18 protein-coding genes are annotated in these 16,214 nt (G+C 71.5%); 12 read left to right on the forward strand and 6 right to left on the reverse strand.

The window, feature by feature from the left end; translation table 11 throughout:
• Positions 1-17 precede the first annotated feature (17 nt).
• Both ACFU95_RS15470 and ACFU95_RS15475 read left to right on the forward strand, forming a co-directional pair.
• Complete coding sequence (locus ACFU95_RS15470) at positions 18-794, forward strand: GNAT family N-acetyltransferase (protein WP_383827312.1); 777 nt, start codon at positions 18-20, stop codon at positions 792-794.
• Positions 795-849: 55 nt separating this feature from the next.
• Entirely contained in the window at positions 850-1,794 is a 945-nt protein-coding gene (locus ACFU95_RS15475) for an NAD-dependent epimerase/dehydratase family protein (protein ID WP_383827314.1), read from the forward strand.
• Positions 1,795-1,852: 58 nt separating this feature from the next.
• On the opposite strand, the gene ACFU95_RS15480 is transcribed toward ACFU95_RS15475, so the two are convergent.
• Together ACFU95_RS15480 and ACFU95_RS15485 are read right to left on the reverse strand one after the other, a co-directional pair.
• Positions 1,853-2,116 (reverse strand): GlsB/YeaQ/YmgE family stress response membrane protein, encoded by a 264-nt coding sequence (locus ACFU95_RS15480; RefSeq protein WP_383827317.1) that lies wholly within the window; start codon positions 2,114-2,116, stop codon positions 1,853-1,855.
• A gap of 70 nt (positions 2,117-2,186) precedes the next feature.
• Positions 2,187-2,741 (reverse strand): hypothetical protein, encoded by a 555-nt coding sequence (locus ACFU95_RS15485; RefSeq protein WP_383827320.1) that lies wholly within the window; start codon positions 2,739-2,741, stop codon positions 2,187-2,189.
• Between the two features lie 70 nt (positions 2,742-2,811).
• Here ACFU95_RS15485 and ACFU95_RS15490 point away from each other — a divergent pair, with 70 nt between their 5' ends.
• Positions 2,812-3,552 (forward strand): phosphotransferase, encoded by a 741-nt coding sequence (locus ACFU95_RS15490; protein ID WP_383827322.1) that lies wholly within the window; start codon positions 2,812-2,814, stop codon positions 3,550-3,552.
• A gap of 66 nt (positions 3,553-3,618) precedes the next feature.
• Here ACFU95_RS15490 and ACFU95_RS15495 read toward each other — a convergent pair whose 3' ends face one another.
• The gene (locus ACFU95_RS15495; protein ID WP_383827325.1) at positions 3,619-4,230 is read right to left on the reverse strand and encodes a hypothetical protein; all 612 of its coding nucleotides are present in this window, start codon (positions 4,228-4,230) and stop codon (positions 3,619-3,621) included.
• Between the two features lie 187 nt (positions 4,231-4,417).
• On the opposite strand from ACFU95_RS15495, the gene ACFU95_RS15500 reads away from it, so the two are divergent.
• Positions 4,418-5,185, forward strand: coding sequence for an ArsR/SmtB family transcription factor (locus ACFU95_RS15500; RefSeq protein ID WP_383827506.1), 768 nt, complete (start codon positions 4,418-4,420; stop codon positions 5,183-5,185).
• Positions 5,186-5,280: 95 nt separating this feature from the next.
• On the opposite strand, the gene ACFU95_RS15505 is transcribed toward ACFU95_RS15500, so the two are convergent.
• A complete protein-coding gene (locus ACFU95_RS15505) occupies positions 5,281-5,721 on the reverse strand; it encodes an SPW repeat protein (protein WP_383827328.1) in 441 nt (146 codons plus the stop codon).
• A gap of 314 nt (positions 5,722-6,035) precedes the next feature.
• Here ACFU95_RS15505 and ACFU95_RS15510 point away from each other — a divergent pair, with 314 nt between their 5' ends.
• The 6 genes from ACFU95_RS15510 (at position 6,036) to ACFU95_RS15535 (ending at position 13,229) form a co-directional block, all read left to right on the forward strand.
• Positions 6,036-6,806 carry a GntR family transcriptional regulator gene (locus ACFU95_RS15510; protein WP_383827330.1) on the forward strand — a complete coding sequence of 257 codons (771 nt, stop codon included), beginning with the start codon at positions 6,036-6,038 and terminating at the stop codon, positions 6,804-6,806.
• 86 nt (positions 6,807-6,892) lie between these two features.
• Positions 6,893-7,120 carry a ferredoxin family protein gene (locus ACFU95_RS15515; RefSeq protein WP_031480193.1) on the forward strand — a complete coding sequence of 76 codons (228 nt, stop codon included), beginning with the start codon at positions 6,893-6,895 and terminating at the stop codon, positions 7,118-7,120.
• A 59-nt stretch (positions 7,121-7,179) separates the two neighbouring features.
• Positions 7,180-8,535, forward strand: coding sequence for an ABC transporter substrate-binding protein (locus ACFU95_RS15520; RefSeq protein WP_383827333.1), 1,356 nt, complete (start codon positions 7,180-7,182; stop codon positions 8,533-8,535).
• A complete protein-coding gene (locus ACFU95_RS15525) occupies positions 8,532-9,380 on the forward strand; it encodes an ABC transporter permease (protein ID WP_383827335.1) in 849 nt (282 codons plus the stop codon). The genes ACFU95_RS15520 and ACFU95_RS15525 overlap by 4 nt, the downstream gene beginning before the upstream one ends.
• The gene (locus ACFU95_RS15530; protein WP_383827338.1) at positions 9,377-10,171 is read left to right on the forward strand and encodes an ABC transporter ATP-binding protein; all 795 of its coding nucleotides are present in this window, start codon (positions 9,377-9,379) and stop codon (positions 10,169-10,171) included. Before ACFU95_RS15525 ends, ACFU95_RS15530 begins: the two co-directional genes overlap by 4 nt.
• A 283-nt stretch (positions 10,172-10,454) precedes the next feature.
• Positions 10,455-13,229, forward strand: coding sequence for a fumarate reductase/succinate dehydrogenase flavoprotein subunit (locus tag ACFU95_RS15535; protein WP_383827341.1), 2,775 nt, complete (start codon positions 10,455-10,457; stop codon positions 13,227-13,229).
• A 121-nt stretch (positions 13,230-13,350) separates the two neighbouring features.
• Here the strand turns inward: ACFU95_RS15535 and ACFU95_RS15540 are convergent, their stop codons facing one another.
• Together ACFU95_RS15540 and ACFU95_RS15545 are read right to left on the reverse strand one after the other, a co-directional pair.
• Complete coding sequence (locus tag ACFU95_RS15540; RefSeq protein ID WP_383827344.1) at positions 13,351-13,659, reverse strand: hypothetical protein; 309 nt, start codon at positions 13,657-13,659, stop codon at positions 13,351-13,353.
• Between the two features lie 125 nt (positions 13,660-13,784).
• Entirely contained in the window at positions 13,785-14,267 is a 483-nt protein-coding gene (locus tag ACFU95_RS15545) for a hypothetical protein (RefSeq protein ID WP_383827347.1), read from the reverse strand.
• Between the two features lie 273 nt (positions 14,268-14,540).
• On the opposite strand from ACFU95_RS15545, the gene ACFU95_RS15550 reads away from it, so the two are divergent.
• Positions 14,541-15,251, forward strand: coding sequence for a chitinase (locus ACFU95_RS15550; protein ID WP_383827350.1), 711 nt, complete (start codon positions 14,541-14,543; stop codon positions 15,249-15,251).
• Between the two features lie 46 nt (positions 15,252-15,297).
• On the forward strand, positions 15,298-16,203 hold the full coding sequence (locus tag ACFU95_RS15555; protein WP_383827352.1) for an aldo/keto reductase: 906 nt from the start codon (positions 15,298-15,300) through the stop codon (positions 16,201-16,203).
• Positions 16,204-16,214: the final 11 nt, after the last annotated feature.

Genomic DNA, 16,214 nt, shown 5'->3' on the forward strand with positions numbered 1-16,214 from the left:
GGTGATGGGGTGCTCCCATGGATCATGCCGCGGTGCTCGCCCTCTTCGACCGGGAGATGCGTGAAGGCGCGCGGCCGGACAGCCCCGGCGCCCTGGTCGAGCGGGTCGGCCCGGTCGTGCGCCAGGTGTCGTCCGCACACGGCTGGAACGGCGTCGTCTGGTCCGGCCTGGACGAGACGGGCGCCGACGAGGCGATCGCCGGACAGATCGCCCACTTCTCCCGGCTGGAGCGCGCGTTCGAGTGGAAGCTCTACGGCCATGACCTCCCGGTGGACCTCGGACGGCGGCTCAGGGACGCCGGTTTCACGGCCGAGCCCGAGGAGACGCTGATGGTCGGCGAGGTCGCCGGCCTGACCCTGGACGCCGGGCCGCCGGACGGCATCCGCGTCCTTCCCGTGACCGACCGGGCGGGAGTCGATCTCGTCGCGGAGGTGCACGAGAAGGCCTTCGGCGCGGACGGCACGCGGTGGCGGCACCAGTTGCTCGCCCAGCTCGCGGCTGCCCCGGACACGGTCGTCGCGGTCGTCGCGCTGGCCGGGGACACCCCGGTGAGCTCCGCCCGGATGGAACTCGTGCCGGGGACGCGGTTCGCCGGGCTGTGGGGCGGCGGGACCGTCGAGGGCTGGCGGGGCCGCGGCATCTACCGTGCCCTGGTCGCATACCGCGCCCGTGCCGCAGCGGACCGCGGCTACCGGTACCTCCAGGTCGACGCCATGCACACGAGCCGGCCGATCCTGGAGCGGCTGGGCTTCGAGCCCCTGACCACGACGACGCCCTACGGGTACACGCCGTAGAAGGCCCACCCCGTCGGTATGTCACATCCGCGCCCTCCCGACTCGTCGCAGTGGTATGACGACGAACGAGAGCCATGGAAGCGGCCCCAGCCGCAGCATCCTCCTCGCGGGGGCCGGCGGTGTCCTCGGCCGGCACATCACCCGTGCCCTGACCGAGGCGGGCCACCGGGTCACCGGCCTCGGCCGTGGGCCGCGCAACGACGTCCAGGCCGACCTGATGAACAGGGACGCCCTGCTGCGTGCTGTCGACGGCCACCACTTCGACACGGTGATCCACGCCGCGACCGCGCTGCGCAAGCCGCCCATGCGGCACCGCGACATGCACGCCACCAACGCGCTGCGCACCGACGGCACCCCGCATCTGATCGAGGCCGCGCAGGCCACCGGCGCCCGGCGCTTCGTGGCCGAGTCGATGGTCTTCGGCTACGGCTACGGCGACCACGGCGGCCAGATGATCACCGAGGACGCCCCCTTCGGCCCGCGCGGCCGCACCCCGGAGCTGGAGCGGCACCTCGCGGGGATGCGGGTCAAGGAGCAACTCACCTTCGATTCCGAAGGGCTGGAAGGCATCGCCCTGCGTTTCGGCCTGTTCTACGGCCCCGGTGGCACGGACGCGTTGCTGCCGATGCTGCGCAAGCGGCAACTGCCCGTCACCCCCGACCACGGCCGGGTCCTGCCCTGGATCGAGCTCACCGACGCCGCCCGCGCGGTCGTCGCCGCCGTCGAGCGCGGGCGTCCAGGGCAGGCGTACAACATCGCCGACCGCACCCCGATGGGCTTCGGAAGCCATGTCCGCTGTGTGGCCGAGGAGTTCGGGCTGCCGAAGCCGATGACCGTACCGCTGTGGCTGATGCGGCCCATGTCGTACGCGCACGCCGCGATGGCGTCGACGCTGCGGGTCTCCACGGTGAAGGCGGAGCGGGAACTCGGCTGGACGCCCGTCCACCCGGCGGCCCGCGACGGCCTCGCCGCGATGCGGGCCGCCGCGGGACTCATCTGAACGTCACGCCGTCCTCTCGGTTCTCTCGTGTCCTCGGTTCGTGTCAGCGGTCAAGGCGTCAGCGGCGTGCCTTCGCCCGGTCCAGTGCGACGACGCCCAAGGCGGCGAGGCCGATCTGGATGAGCCACTCGACCCAGTCGACGCCGTCGGTGTCGGCCACGTCGAGCCCGGCGGCGATCGCCGAACCGATGAGCGCGGCCACGATGCCGACGAGAATGGTCCACAGGACCCCGATGCGCTGACGTCCCGGCACCACGAGACGTCCGAGCACACCGATGACGACGCCGATCACAATGGCACTGATGATGCCGGAGATCTCCATTTCGCCCCTCTTCCTCCTGTCCCCGCACGGGTTCGAGTTCCCCCTGGAGGGAGGGACAGTCCGTTCCGCCTCAACCGGTGGTTTCACACCGGCCGGTGGCCCACCCGGTGGCGGCCACCACCTCGGTGGCGATGTCGATCACCGCGCGGCCGTCGGTGACCACGCGCACCACGTCCGCGGGCGCCCGCTCCTCCAGGAGCCGGGCCTTGCGCGCGCTGCCGCGCACCTCGTGCGCCAACTCGGAACCCAGCTCGCGCCCGGTCAGGCGCTGCTCGGCCGTCTCGTCGGTGGCGGTGAGCAGCACGCGTACGAGACGTACGCCGTCTCCCATGGCCCGGCGGAACATGGGCGCGGCGTCGTCGAGCACCGCCACGGTGTTCGTGTAGACGAGGCGCCGGTATCCGAGCTCGGCGTAGTTCCCCCACGCGGCAGCCAGGTTCCGGGCCGTGATGTCCGCTCGGTGCGGGTCGCCGGGAGGTGGCGGATGGACGGCTCCCATGAAGTCGCCGTCGATCACCGCGTGCGCGACGCGCGCGGCCCGCAGCCGGGCCGAGACCTCCCAGCCGACGGTGGTTTTGCCGACCCCGGCTCTTCCCCCGATGAGCAGTACCTCCGCATGATCCATGCGGGAAGCGTGCTCGGGCGAGGGCATGCTTGGCGAGTGGTTTCGGACCGGTGCGAGCGCGGAGGTGCGGATGGCGGAGCGGCTGCTCGGGGGCGGAGCGGTGAACAAGGTCGTGCGGGTCGGGTCGACCGTACGGCGTCCGCCGCATGAACGGTCGGGCTATGTGCGGGAGTTGCTCACGCACTTCGAGCGCCGGGGGTGGGAAGGCGCCCCGCGGTACATCGGGACCGACGAGCGGGGCCGGGAGGTGTTCGGCTACCTGGAGGGGCGTACGGCCGTCACTCCTCGGGAGCGGGCCGCGGCGGGTACGGACGCGGGGCTCGTGCGGGTCGCTCAACTCGTCCGCGCTTTCCACGACATGACACACGGAACGCCGCTGGCCGGTGACCAGGACGTCGTGTGCCACAACGATCTCGCCCCGAGGAACACCGTCTACGCGATGGACGGCGCCGACTGGTGGGCGAGCGCCCTCATCGACTGGGACCTGGCCGCGCCGGGTGAGCGTGTCCATGACCTCGCCCATGTCTGCTGGCAGTACCTCGACCTGGGACCGGGCGTCACCGACGTCTTCGAGACGGCCCGGCGGATCGCGCTCGTCTGCGACGCGTACGGGCCGGGAAGCGGCAGCGAGGGGCTCGTCGACGTGATCCTGTGGTGGCAGGACCGCTGCTGGAGGGGCATCGTGGCCGGCGCCGTGCGGGGAGAGCCGGCCATGGTGGGGTTGCGGGAACGCGGTGTGGTGGACGAGGTGCGCAACGCCTACGCCTGGGTGGCTGAACACCGGCGCGAGCTGGGGTTCTTTCTGCCCTGAGGCCCGCCTGCGGCGCCCCTGATGCCTGACGTCCCCGAGGCCGCGCACGCGCGTGCGCGGGGCCGGTCAGGCTGTCGGGGCCGCGTCGAACCAGGAGGTCAGCCGGCCGTCCGGCCGCAGGACGACGTGCAGTCCGTTGTTCTCGCCGCGGGCGGCGCGGTGGCCGTCGGTGACGAGTGTGTCGAGGTGTACGCCGTCCGCGAGGATGTCGGCCTCGTAGCGGTCGGGGGCCACACGGTAGAGCTTCGCCTTCGTCGCCCCGTCCGCCAGCGTCACCGTGTCGACCAGGACACGCTTGACGACCGACTCGGGGCGGGGCTTGGCCCGCTCGATCCAGGACGTGACCTCGCCGTCCGGGTGCAGGGTGATGTGCAGCGCGTTGTGCTGGGCGTACGCGGCCCTGCCCTGGGTGTAAAGGGCTCCGTACCTCTGGCCCTCGGCCCAGATCTCCGCCTCGTAGCGGTCCTTGCCGGTCTTGTAGACCTTCAACCGGCTGACGTGGTCCGCGAGCTGCACCGTCTTCACGTGGACGCGCTTGGCCTCGGTGTGGCCGGCCGGGGTCGCGCCGGACGTGGTGGCGGGCGCGACGACGGCGAAGGCGCCGGCTGCCGAGATGCCCAGCGCGGTGGTGACACCGGCGGCGACGAGGGCGGTGCGCAGGGGGCGGGGAGCACGCATCAGTGAGTCGTTCCTTCGATGGGGTTCGTTCCGACGCGTTCGACGCTACGGACCGTCCGTCAAGGGTTCCCATACGTCATGTAACAGTCGTTCGGCATATATGGGTCAAAAGGGAAAAACTGCACGGATTGACATGCAGGCAATTGCCTGCATAACGTTGAGTGTGCGATCAGACAGTGGCTCCGGGATGGACAAGGTCTTCAAGGCGCTGGCCGACGAGACGCGCCGACGTCTCCTGGACCGGCTGCACGAGGACAACGGCCAGACGCTGGGTGAGCTGTGCGCCGGTAGCGGCATGGCCCGCCAGTCGGTGACCCAGCATCTGGCCGTCCTGGAGGCCGCCAACCTGGTCGGCACGGTGCGGCGGGGGCGGGAGAAGCTGCACTACCTCAATCCGGTCCCGCTGCACGAGATCCAGGAGCGGTGGATCGACAAGTTCGAGAGCCCGCGCCTGCGTGTGCTCGGGGCCGTGAAACGACGAGCTGAGGAAGCCATGACCGACAAGCCCACCTTCGTGTACGTCACCTACATCGAGAGCACGCCCGAGAAGGTCTGGGACGCGCTCACCGACGCCGACCTGACGGCCGCCTACTGGGGCCACAGCAACGTCTCGGACTGGCGGGCCGGTTCCCGCTGGGAGCACGTCCGCACCGACGGTTCGGGCATCGCCGACGTGGTCGGCACCGTCGTGGAGAGCGAGCGGCCGGGCCGTCTGGTCACCACCTGGGTGGCGCCGGACGAGGAGGGGCAGGAGGACAAGTACTCCAGGGTCACCTTCGACATCCAGCGGCACGCCGAGATCGTCCGGCTCACGGTCACCCACGAGGACCTGCCGGACGAGAGCGCCCGCGCCGACGTGTCGTCCGGCTGGCCGGCCGTGCTGTCCAACCTCAAGTCGCTGCTGGAGACCGGCCATGTCCTGCCGCAGGAGCCGTGGCTGATGCCGACCCGCTGAACCCGGGTGCCGAAGGGGAGACGGAGGGGGAGGGACAGAGGGAAGGCCGGCCCGCGGGTGCGGACCGGCCGGCGAGTCTCCTCTCCCGGGTGGCGCTACGGCCTCGGGGTGCTCTTCGCCGCCGTACCGGCGCACAGCAGGCCCAGGCACACGGCCAGCGCGCCGATGATGATGTTGTTCACGACGACGCCGGCGTCCGGGCTGTCCCCGACGATCCACGGCGCGATGATCATCCAGACTCCCATCGCGCAGAAGGCCCAGCTCAGGCCGTACATGCGTTCCGGAGCCCGGGTGAATCCGAGGGCCAGCAGGCCGATCGCGATGCCCATGATCAGGTTGTGGGTCACGAGTGCGGGCTGGCTCGTCGTGTAGTGGAGTATCCAGGGGGATACGGCGCAGTACAGACCGAGCAGGAACACCGGTCCGTCCACGAGCGCCACATCACGACCGCCGAGCATGCGGGCGTAGCGATCCCGCATTTCGGATACATCAGGGTGAGCTGTGATGTCACCTCTGGTGGGCGAGACGTTGGCCATGACTCGTCTCCTTTGACTCGCAGGCCTGACCGCGTCTGGTGCGGTGTGCGGTTGGCGCCGCCTAGGCCCATTCTGCGCTTATTTCTTCTTTATGTGTAGAGCTCATCGGGTTCATGACGATGTGAGCGGACTCCCTCTCCCGGGCCCGTGCGGCGGCCGCGGACCGTCCGTACCTGACGCCCAGCTTGCGGGCATAGTGGCGAAACCGCCTCGAAGCCCAGGGAAAGAGCAGGTCAGCGGTCAGGTGAAGGGGACTCAGGTGGCGCAATGATTCAGCAACACCATTGAGTGGGAACCGTCGGTATGGTCACCGCATGCCAGCCGAACGAACCCGCGAGCACACCGCGCCGCTCGCCGCAGCCCGCCGTCGGCGACTGCGTGCCGACCGGGCGCGCCAGCTCGCGGACCTGCTGCGGCACCTCGTCCTGACCGGGGGGTTTCCCGGTGGCGCCCTGCCTCACGAGGACGTCCTCGCGGCCGAGTACCAGGTGTCCCGCAACACCGTCCGGCACGCACTGGACCTGCTGCGGGCCGAGCAGCTCGTCGAACGGCTGCCCGGCGTCGGCACCGTCGTCGTCGCCGAGAAGTACGCGCACGGTCTCGACCGGCTGATGGGACTCGCGGAGACCCTGCGGGAACACGGCCGGGTCAGCAACGAGGTACGGACCATGGGGCCCGTCGCCGCGCCCGCACCCGTGGCCGAGCGACTGCGGCTGCCCACCGGCACCGACGTCCTCTACATCGAGCGGCTCCGCAAGCTGAACGGGCTGCCGCTCTCCCTCGATCTCACCTATCTGCCGCTGGACATCGGCAGCGAACTCGTCGGCGCCGACCTGGAGAACACCGACGTCTTCCGGTTGCTGGAGCAGATCACCGGACAACCGCTCGGGCACGCCGAGATCACCCTGGAAGCCGTCAACGCCGACGCGCACTCCGCCACCGTGCTCCAGGCACCGCGCGGCACCGCCGTGCTGATGCTGGAGCGCCTCACCCATCTGTGCGACGGCCGGCCCGTGGACCTGGAGTTCATCCGGTTCCGCGGGGACCGGATCACGATGAACGGGCTCCTGCGCCGTTCCGTTTGAGCGCGATGCCGCGCCGTTCCCCCTGACACGCCCGCGATCCGCGCAGCGTTTTCCCTCACCCCAGCAGTACCTCACTGGAGACAGCCATGCCCTTGGTGCCCCAGCGGGCCGACGTGCCCGTGACCGTCGACGAGTCGAAGTGCATCGACGGCTGCACGCTCTGTGTCGACATGTGTCCGCTGGACTCCCTGGCGATCAACCCCGACAGCGGCAAGGCGTACATGCACGTCGACGAGTGCTGGTACTGCGGCCCCTGTGCCGCCCGCTGCCCCACCGGGGCCGTCACGGTCAACATGCCCTACCTGCTGCGGTGAAAGGCACACTCGCGATGGAAGCGATGAAACACACGAGCACGATGAAGCGCGCCGTCCGGATGAAACGCACGACTCCCGCCGCCCTCCTCGCGGCCACCCTGATCGGCACCCTCGTCACCGGCTGCGGCGGCGACGCGTCCGCCGGCGACGCCACCCACGTCACCGTCACCGTCGGCTACCAGTCCAAGACCATCAACACCGTCACCGCCGGCACCCTGCTGCGCTCCCTCGGCTACTTCGAGCGCGAACTCGCCGCCCAGGGCAAGCGGGACGGCATCTCGTACAAGGTCGAGTGGCAGGACTACGCCACGGGCGCGCCCATCACCGCGCAGATGACCGCGGGGAAGATCGACATCGGGTCGATGGGCGACTTCCCGCTGCTCATCAACGCCGCCCGCGGCAAGCAGCTGAACCGCCCCACCCGGCTCGTGTCGGTCACCGGCTACAACCTGCGAGGCGCCCTCAACACCGTGGTGACGGCCCCGCAGTCCAAGCTGGGCTCACTGAAGGACCTGAAGGGCAAGAACGTGTCCACCAGCGTCGGTTCGGCCGCCGACGGGACCCTCGTACGGGCGTTGCAGCGCGCCGGGCTCGACCCGGAGAAGGACATCCGCAAGCTCAACCAGCAGCCGGCCGTGGGCGCTTCGGCCCTCCAGGCGGGCAGCGTCGACGCCCTCTCGCAGTTCGTGGCCTGGCCCGGGCTGCTCGCCTTCCAGGGCAAGGCGAAGGCCCTGTACGACGGTGCGGAACTCAACCTGCCCACCTTCCACGGAGTGACGGTCCGCGAGGACTTCGCCAAGCAGCGCCCGAAGGTGCTGGACGCCTTCCTCGCCGCGCAGATCGAGGCGACGCGGTACCTGAACGAACACCCCGTGCAGGCTGCCCAGAAGGTCGGCGAGGCCACCGGACTGCCCCCCGAGGTCGTCTACCTCTACAACGGCAGCGGCGGCATCGCCACCTTCGACCCGGCCGTCAAGCCGCAGCTTGTCGCCGCGCTGAAGAAGGACGTACCGGTGCTGCGCTCGGCGAAGCTCGTCGGCGACGTGGACGTCGACTCCTTCGTCGACGACGGCCCGATCAAGAGGGTCTACGGCAAGGAGTACGCCCAGCGGCTCGCCGCCGCCCCGGAGCCCTCACGCAGCGAGGTGTGGGTCAAGGGCGAGGAGAGCACCCGTCCGTTCGGCTCACCCACCGCACTGCTGAAGTTCGTCGCCGGGCACAAGGACGAGGTGCGCGCAGCGTACGTGCCGGACGCCACCAACGGCACCCGCTGGTACGCGGACAGGGCCGTCTGGGTCCAGGACGGCAAGGAGCTCCGGCCCTTCGTCACCGCCTCCGCCGCCCGCGCCTACACCCAGGCGCACCCCGGCACCCGCGCCGTCTCCTACACCACCGCACTGGAGCAGGCGTCATGACCGCGGTCACCGCCCCGCCGAAGAAGGCGTCCGCGGGGCCGCCACCCACCGCCGGCCGGCGCACGGCCCGGTTCCGGCCCGTCGTACGCGCCCTGTCGCTGATCGCGGCGCTCGCCCTGTGGCAGCTGCTCACCACGCTCGACGTGCAACTGTGGCTGCGCTTCGACCAGTTCCCGTCCGTCACCGACGTGGCCCGGGAGTTCGGGCAGCGGCTCGGCGACGGCGCGTACTGGCAGGACGTGATCGACAGTCTGCGCAGGATCGTGACCGGCTTCCTGCTCGCGGCGGTGCTCGGCGTCGCCGCGGGCGTGGCCGTCGGCCGCTCCCGCTGGGCGGCTGACCTGGTCGGGCCGGTACTGGAGGTGCTGCGGCCCGTCCCCGCCATCGCACTGGTACCCGTGGCGATCCTGCTCTTCCCCAGCAACGAGCAGGGGATCGTCTTCATCACCTTCACCGCCGCCTTCTTCCCGGTGCTCGTCGCCACCCGGCACGCGGTGCGCGCACTGGCCCCCGTGTGGGAGGAGGCGGTGCTCACCATGGGCGGCGGACGGTGGCGGGTGCTCGCCTCCGTGGTGCTGCCCGGCGCACTGCCGGGGATCTTCGGCGGACTGTCGGTCGGTATCGGCGTCTCGTGGATCTGTGTGATCTCGGCGGAGATGATCTCCGGCGAATACGGCATCGGCTACCGCACCTGGCAGGACTACACCGTCATCGACTACCCGGGCGTGTTCACCGGCATCGTCAGCATCGGCCTGCTCGGCTGGCTGACCTCCACCGTGGTGGAGCTCCTGGGACGCAGGCTGACGCACTGGCTGCCACGGCGCGAGGGGAGTGCCACGTCATGACCACCGAAACGGACATCGCCACCGCCGTCGCGCGGACCGACCTGCCCGCCCCGGGGGCGCGTATCGGCGTCACCGGCGCGGAACTCGGAAGGCCGGGCGCCGTCGTGCTGCACGGGGTGGATCTCGAAGCCGCCCCGGGCGAGATCCTGACCGTCGTCGGCCCGTCCGGGTGCGGAAAGTCCACCCTGCTGCGGACCCTGGCGGGGCTGCTGCCCGCGCTCGCCGGACAGGTCACCCAGGACGGGCAGCCCGTCACGGGCCCCGGAGCCGACCGGGCCCTGGTCTTCCAGGAGGACGCGCTGCTGCCGTGGCGCACGGCACGCGCGAACGTCGAACTGCCGCTGGCCATCAGAGGGCTGGGCCGCGCCGAACGCAGGGCCCGGGCGCAGGAGTGGCTGGACCGGGTCCAACTGACCGGCCTGGAGCGCCAGTTGCCGCACCGCCTCTCCGGAGGCCAGCGGCAGCGGGTCCAGCTCGCCCGTGCCCTCGCCGGGCAGCCACGCGCCGTCCTCATGGACGAGCCGTTCGGCGCCCTGGACGCCCAGACCCGGGCCGGCATGCAGCAGTTGCTGGTGGAGGTCCTCCAGGGGACGGGCGCCACCGTGGTCTTCGTCACCCACGACGTGGACGAGGCTCTGTTCCTCGGCGACCGGGTCGCGCTGCTCGGCGCGGGCGGCGTCACCGGGGTCCGGACGGTGCCGCGGCCCCGCGACCGCGGCGCCCGCGACGACCCCGCGACCGTGGCGCTGCGCCACGACATCCTCGAATCGCTCGGCCCCCGCACCTTCTGAGAGCCCCGGCCGTCCGCCCGGCGGGGTTCCTCGGCCACCTCGGCCGGAGGGCGCCGCGGGTCCGGACGGCCGGAGATCGCCTCAAGCCCGGACGGCCGAGGGGCGCTGATCGCCCCCGTATGCCCGGAGCCCTCCGGCTCCCGTCGCCCTGAGAGCCGCTCGGCCCCGGCACAGCCCGAGTTCCTCCGGCCGGTTCCCTACGCCCGAACCGATGGCCCGCCGGCCCGCCCGCACGTCCCAGCCTCCCCGGCCGCCCCCGTACGTCCTGAAAGGCATTCCTGCCATGACTCCCGCGCTCCTGACGGAGATCCCCGCCCTCGACGCTGCCGAGGAGCTGACCTGCGACGTCCTGGTGATCGGCGGCGGGACCGCCGGCACCATGGCCGCGCTGACCGCAGCAGGGCGCGGTGCGTCCGTGCTGCTGCTGGAGAAGGCCCACGTACGGCACTCCGGAGCGCTCGCCATGGGCATGGACGGCGTCAACAACGCCGTCATCCCCGGCCGCGCCGAGCCGGACGACTACGTCGCCGAGATCACCCGCGCCAACGACGGCATCGTCGACCAGTCGACGGTCCGTCAGACAGCGACGCGGGGCTTCGAGATGGTGCAGCGCCTGGAGTCGTACGGGGTGAAGTTCGAGAAGGACGAACACGGCGAGTACGCCGTCCGCCAGGTGCACCGCTCGGGCTCGTACGTGCTGCCCATGCCCGAGGGCAAGGACGTCAAGAAGGTCCTCTACCGGCAGCTGCGCCGGCGGGAGAACCGCGAGCGGATCCGCATCGAGAACCGGCTGATGCCGGTGCGGGTCCTGACCGCCGACGGCCAGGCGGTCGGCGCCGCCGCCTTCAACACACGCACCGGTGCCTTCGTGACCGTGCGGGCCGGTGCCGTCATCCTCGCCACCGGTGCCTGCGGTCGCCTGGGCCTGCCCGCGAGCGGCTATCTGTACGGCACCTACGAGAACCCGACCAACGCGGGCGACGGTTACGCGATGGCCTACCACGCGGGCGCCGAGCTCACCGGCATCGAGTGCTTCCAGATCAACCCGCTCATCAAGGACTACAACGGCCCGGCCTGCGCCTACGTAGCCAACCCGTTCGGCGGCTACCAGGTCAACCGGCACGGGCAGCGCTTCGTCGACTCCGACTACTGGTCCGGGCAGATGATGGCGGAGTTCGCCGCCGAGGTCGCCTCCGACCGCGGTCCCGTCTACCTCAAGCTCAGCCATCTGCCCGAGGAGTCCATCTCGGCCCTGGAGTCCATCCTGCACTCCACCGAGCGCCCCACCCGCGGCACCTTCCACTCCGGACGCGGCCACGACTACCGCACCCACGACATCGAGATGCACATCTCCGAGATCGGCCTGTGCGGCGGTCACTCCGCCTCGGGCGTGCGGGTCGACGACCACGCCCGCACCACCGTCCCCCGCCTGTACGCGGCGGGTGACCTGGCCTGCGTCCCGCACAACTACATGATCGGGGCGTTCGTCTACGGCGACCTGGCGGGCGAGGACGCCGCCCAGTACACGGCGTACCAGGGCGAGCTGCCGCGCGACCAGCTCGCCGAGGCCCACGAGCTGGTCTACCGGCCGCTGCGCAACCCCGACGGCCCGGCTCAGCCCCAGGTCGAGTACAAGCTGCGCCGCTTCGTCAACGACTACGTCTCCCCGCCCAAGAGCGGCGCCCGGCTCTCCCTGGCGCTGGAGCACTTCGAGCGGATGCGCGACGAGATCGCCGAGATGGGGGCACGGACGCCGCACGAGCTGATGCGCTGCGCGGAGGTCTCGTTCATCCGCGACTGCGCGGAGATGGCGGCCCGGTCCTCCCTCGCCCGCACCGAGTCCCGCTGGGGCCTCTACCACGAGCGCCTCGACCACCCGCAGCGGGACGACACGGACTGGCTGCACCACCTCGACCTGCGCAAGGGCCCGGCCGGGGCGATGGAGTTCACGGCGCGTCCCGTCGCCCCCTACCTCGTTCCCGTCACGGAGTTCACCCCCGTCGGCGGCGACTCGCGGCACCTGGGCGAGGTGCATCCGCTGCCGACGGCCATCGCGGGCCATCGAGAGGCACCGCCGGCCGCGGCCGACGCGGAGCAGGGCGGCGCCGCGCCTGCGACCGGTACGACGCACGGCGCCTCTGAATCCAGCCGGGAACGGCTCCTCGAACTCGTCGCCCTCACCGAGGAGGAGCCCGAACTCCAGGCACTGGAGCCCTACTTGAAGGACCCGGACGCCGCCGTACGCCTGGAGGCCGTGCGGGTGCTGACCGAGACGGCTCCGCCAGGAGCGGGGCCCGCCCTGGCCTCCGCCCTGGCGGACAGCGACGGACACGTACGGGCCGCGGCCGCGTCGTCGCTGCGCGAGCTGGCCGAAGTCCTGCTGGCGGAACCGGAGCTGCGTGCCACGCTGGTCGCCGCCCTGACGGTGGCGGATCCGACGGCCCGCAGCGCGGCCCTGGACGTACTGCGCGCCCTGCGGCTCGGCGATGCCGCCCTGTTCGCCGGGCTCCTGACCGCCCCGGAGGCCGAGGTGCGCCTGGCCGCCGTACGCGCCCTGGTCTCGGTCGACGCGGTCGACGCCCTGGCCGGGGCGGCCGGCGACGCCGCGCGTGAGGTTCGGGTCGGTGTGGCGCGCGGTCTCGCCGCCCTCGCCCAGCACATCGACCTGGACCGGACCGTGGAAGCGGGCGAAGGCGCGTCGGCCGCCCTGAGCCGTCTGATCCACGACCCGGACGTCCTGGTACGAGCCGCGGCCCTGGAGGCCCTGGGAGTCCTCGGCGTCCCCGGCGGACTCCTCGCCGGCGTCACGGCCGCGCTCACCGACCCGGCCTGGCAGGTCCGCGCGGGTGCCGCGACCGCCCTCGGCGGCGCCGCGCCGGACCACGGGATGTCCGCGCTCGCCGAACTGCTGGGCGACGCCAACGCCGACGTGCGCAAGGCCGCCGTACTCGGTCTGCTGCGCCACGCCGCGCACGACGACGCCCGGACGGCGCTGGCAGCCGCGGTCGACGACGCCGACGCCGACGTCCGTGCGTACGCGGGTCGAGCGGCGCGGTGAGAACACCCTCGCCCGGGCGAGTTCGGGTCGGAGGCGGCCTGAGCGCGGACGGGCCCTCGGACGAGCGCCCGTCCGGCCGTGCTGGGCCGGCCGCGACGGGCGACAGTGCCATCGGGGCCGGCTAGACGGCCATGCCGTAGACGATGGTGAACACGGTGCCGAGTGAGCCGATGATGAAGACGCCGGTCAGCCCGGCGATGATCAGGCCCTTGCCCTGCTCGGCGCTGAACGTGTCGCGCAGGGCGGTGGCGCCGATCCGCTGCTTCGCCGCGCCCCAGATGGCGATCGCGAGACAGATCAGGATGGCGAGCGCCATGACCACCTGGATCATCGTCTTGGCCTCGGTACCGAGAGCCCCGAAGGGACCCCAGTCGGGGGCGATGCCCCCGATGATCGTATTGATGTCGCCCTCGTCAGCGGCCAACCGCATGGCGCGCCCCTCCTGTTGGTGTCCCGGTCCTCGTCAGCCCAGTTCGGGCATGGTCCACCGTAGCGACCAGTCGAGGTCACCTCGACCCGGCCGACGAGCAACGGCGGGGGCGGCCCGGACGCGCCTCACCCGGCAGGTTCGATACGGAGGACAGCGGCGCTCTCGCGGATCTCGACGACCTTCAGGCTCATGGCGTCGTTGATGGTCGCGGCGGGCCCCTCGCCGCAGCTCAGCCCGACGCCGCCGCTGCCCTCGGACGACACGCCACCGCCACCCGAACAGCCCGAAACGCTGTAGCCCGACCCCGTCAGCGGCGCGACCATCTCGACCTCCTCGCCGGTGATCGCCGTCACCTTGATCGGGCCGAGGCCGTACCTCTGCGGCACTGTCACGATGTCCCCCACGGCGACCTCGATCTCGCACGTCCCGTCGGCGCACGGCCCGGTCGGCGAGGGCGTCTCAGGGGGGTCGGAGGCCGGTGCGCCGGAGGCGCTGGGCCGGTCCTCGGCGGGGGGCCCGCCCGAGGAATCCGAGGAACACGCCGTGAGGGCGGCGAACACGACGGCGACGACAACGGCGACGGCGGCGGATGACGTTCTGGGCATCATGGTCGTCATGAAACACCGGCCCGACCGGGACCCCTCCCCGGACTCGCTCGGCCCGGTGATCCGCGGTCGCCGGCGCCAACTTCCGCAGCCGATATCGAGGTTGGTTGGTCTGCACCATTGACTGGTACAGACCAAAGCGGTTGAGTGTGTCTCCACACCCCCCACCACGGCCGCCCCCACGCCGTGGCCGACCTCGTCGGCACGTGCGCTCAAGGCTCTGCTTCGCCCTGCCCTTGTCCGGGTGCGGCCGTGCTCCGCAAAGGAGTTGATCCTGTGTCGAGGCGCCGCACAGCCGCTCTGCTGTCCTCACTCGCCCTGGCAAGCGCCGCGCTGCTCTTCCAGCCGGCCCCGAGCGCGTCCGCCGCCGGCTTCGTCGTCAGCGAGTCGCAGTTCAACCAGATGTTCCCGAACCGGAACCCCTTCTACACGTACAGCGGCCTCACCGCCGCACTCGGCGCCTACCCCGGCTTCGCCAACACCGGCAGCGACACGGTGAAGAAGCAGGAGGCGGCAGCGTTCCTCGCCAACGTCAACCACGAGACCGGCGGCCTGGTCCACATCGTCGAGCAGAACACCGCCAACTACCCCCACTACTGCGACCGCGGACAGCCGTACGGCTGTCCCGCGGGCCAGGACGCCTACTACGGGCGCGGACCCATCCAGCTCAGCTGGAACTTCAACTACAAGGCCGCGGGCGACGCCCTCGGCATCGACCTGCTGGGCAACCCCTGGCGGGTGCAGAACGAGGCGGCCGTCGCCTGGAAGACCGGCCTCTGGTACTGGAACACCCAGAACGGCCCCGGCACCATGACCCCCCACAACGCCATGGTCAACCAAGCCGGCTTCGGCCAGACCATCCGCAGCATCAACGGCTCCCTGGAGTGCGACGGCAAGAACCCGGCCCAGGTACAGAGCCGGGTGAACGCCTACCAGCGCTTCACGCAGATCCTCGGCGTCTCCCCGGGCGGCAACCTGTACTGCTGAGACCTGCCGCCGCCCCCGTGCCCGAGGCGTGTGCGAGACTCCGCCGATGACCTCCGAAACGATCACCGCGAAGGCCTCGGGCACCTGCGCACTCGGCGACCTGTCCGTGAGCCGCGTCGGCTTCGGCGCGATGCGGCTGACGGGCAGCGCCGCCTTCCACCACGGGACGCCGAGCGACCGGGACCGTTCGATCGCCGTCCTGCGCGAGGCGGTCGAGCTGGGCGTCGACCACATCGACACGGCCGCCTTCTACTTCTCCGCGCTCCGTTCCGCCAACGAACTCATCAACACCGCGCTGGCGCCATACCCCGACGACCTGGTCATCGCCACCAAGGTCGGCCCCCACCGCGACTACGACGGTGACTGGGCCACATCGGCCCGGCCCGACCAACTGCGCGGCCACGTCGAGGAGAACCTGCGCCAGCTCGGCCGCGACCACCTGGACCTCGTGTACCTGCGCCGCATGGGGCAGGACTCCATCGCCGAGCACTTCGGCGCGCTGGCCGAACTGCGCGAGGCGGGCCTCGTCCGGCACCTCGGCATCTCCTCCGTTCAGCCACGGCACCTCGCCGAGGCGCAGGCCATCGCGCCCGTGGTGAGCGTGCAGAACCGGTACGCGCTCGACCGGCCCGACCCCGAGGCCGACGAACTCCTGCGCCGTTGCGGCGAGCAGGGCATCGCCTTCGTGCCGTTCTACGCCGTGGCGGGCGAGACGGGGGAGCGGGGCGCGACCGCCTCCCACGACGAAGCGGTCCTCGCCGTCGCCCGGACGCACGGCGTCAGCGCCGCCCAGGTGCGCATCGCCTGGACCCTGCACCAGGGCCCGAACGTCGTCGCCATCCCCGGCACCGGCAACCCCGACCACCTGGCGGAGAACGTGGCCGCGGGCGTTCTCCGCCTGGCAGCCGACGAACTGGCCCGGCTCAACGCGGCACGGCAGAACGCCGGCTGAACCGGAGCCAT

It is taken from the genome of Streptomyces sp. NPDC057623 (assembly GCF_042800355.1).
Taxonomy (GTDB): domain Bacteria; phylum Actinomycetota; class Actinomycetes; order Streptomycetales; family Streptomycetaceae; genus Streptomyces.

Excerpts from the sequence above, each read along its gene's own strand:
- ACFU95_RS15470 (WP_383827312.1), top strand. The coding sequence starts at position 18 with ATGGATCATGCCGCGGTGCTCGCCCTCTTCGACCGGGAGATGCGTGAA.
- ACFU95_RS15475 (WP_383827314.1), top strand. The coding sequence starts at position 850 with ATGACGACGAACGAGAGCCATGGAAGCGGCCCCAGCCGCAGCATCCTC.
- ACFU95_RS15480 (WP_383827317.1), bottom strand. The coding sequence starts at position 2,116 with ATGGAGATCTCCGGCATCATCAGTGCCATTGTGATCGGCGTCGTCATC.
- ACFU95_RS15485 (WP_383827320.1), bottom strand. The coding sequence starts at position 2,741 with ATGGATCATGCGGAGGTACTGCTCATCGGGGGAAGAGCCGGGGTCGGC.
- ACFU95_RS15490 (WP_383827322.1), top strand. The coding sequence starts at position 2,812 with ATGGCGGAGCGGCTGCTCGGGGGCGGAGCGGTGAACAAGGTCGTGCGG.
- ACFU95_RS15495 (WP_383827325.1), bottom strand. The coding sequence starts at position 4,230 with ATGCGTGCTCCCCGCCCCCTGCGCACCGCCCTCGTCGCCGCCGGTGTC.
- ACFU95_RS15500 (WP_383827506.1), top strand. The coding sequence starts at position 4,418 with ATGGACAAGGTCTTCAAGGCGCTGGCCGACGAGACGCGCCGACGTCTC.
- ACFU95_RS15505 (WP_383827328.1), bottom strand. The coding sequence starts at position 5,721 with ATGGCCAACGTCTCGCCCACCAGAGGTGACATCACAGCTCACCCTGAT.
- ACFU95_RS15510 (WP_383827330.1), top strand. The coding sequence starts at position 6,036 with ATGCCAGCCGAACGAACCCGCGAGCACACCGCGCCGCTCGCCGCAGCC.
- ACFU95_RS15515 (WP_031480193.1), top strand. The coding sequence starts at position 6,893 with ATGCCCTTGGTGCCCCAGCGGGCCGACGTGCCCGTGACCGTCGACGAG.
- ACFU95_RS15520 (WP_383827333.1), top strand. The coding sequence starts at position 7,180 with ATGAAACGCACGACTCCCGCCGCCCTCCTCGCGGCCACCCTGATCGGC.
- ACFU95_RS15525 (WP_383827335.1), top strand. The coding sequence starts at position 8,532 with ATGACCGCGGTCACCGCCCCGCCGAAGAAGGCGTCCGCGGGGCCGCCA.
- ACFU95_RS15530 (WP_383827338.1), top strand. The coding sequence starts at position 9,377 with ATGACCACCGAAACGGACATCGCCACCGCCGTCGCGCGGACCGACCTG.
- ACFU95_RS15535 (WP_383827341.1), top strand. The coding sequence starts at position 10,455 with ATGACTCCCGCGCTCCTGACGGAGATCCCCGCCCTCGACGCTGCCGAG.
- ACFU95_RS15540 (WP_383827344.1), bottom strand. The coding sequence starts at position 13,659 with ATGCGGTTGGCCGCTGACGAGGGCGACATCAATACGATCATCGGGGGC.
- ACFU95_RS15545 (WP_383827347.1), bottom strand. The coding sequence starts at position 14,267 with ATGATGCCCAGAACGTCATCCGCCGCCGTCGCCGTTGTCGTCGCCGTC.
- ACFU95_RS15555 (WP_383827352.1), top strand. The coding sequence starts at position 15,298 with ATGACCTCCGAAACGATCACCGCGAAGGCCTCGGGCACCTGCGCACTC.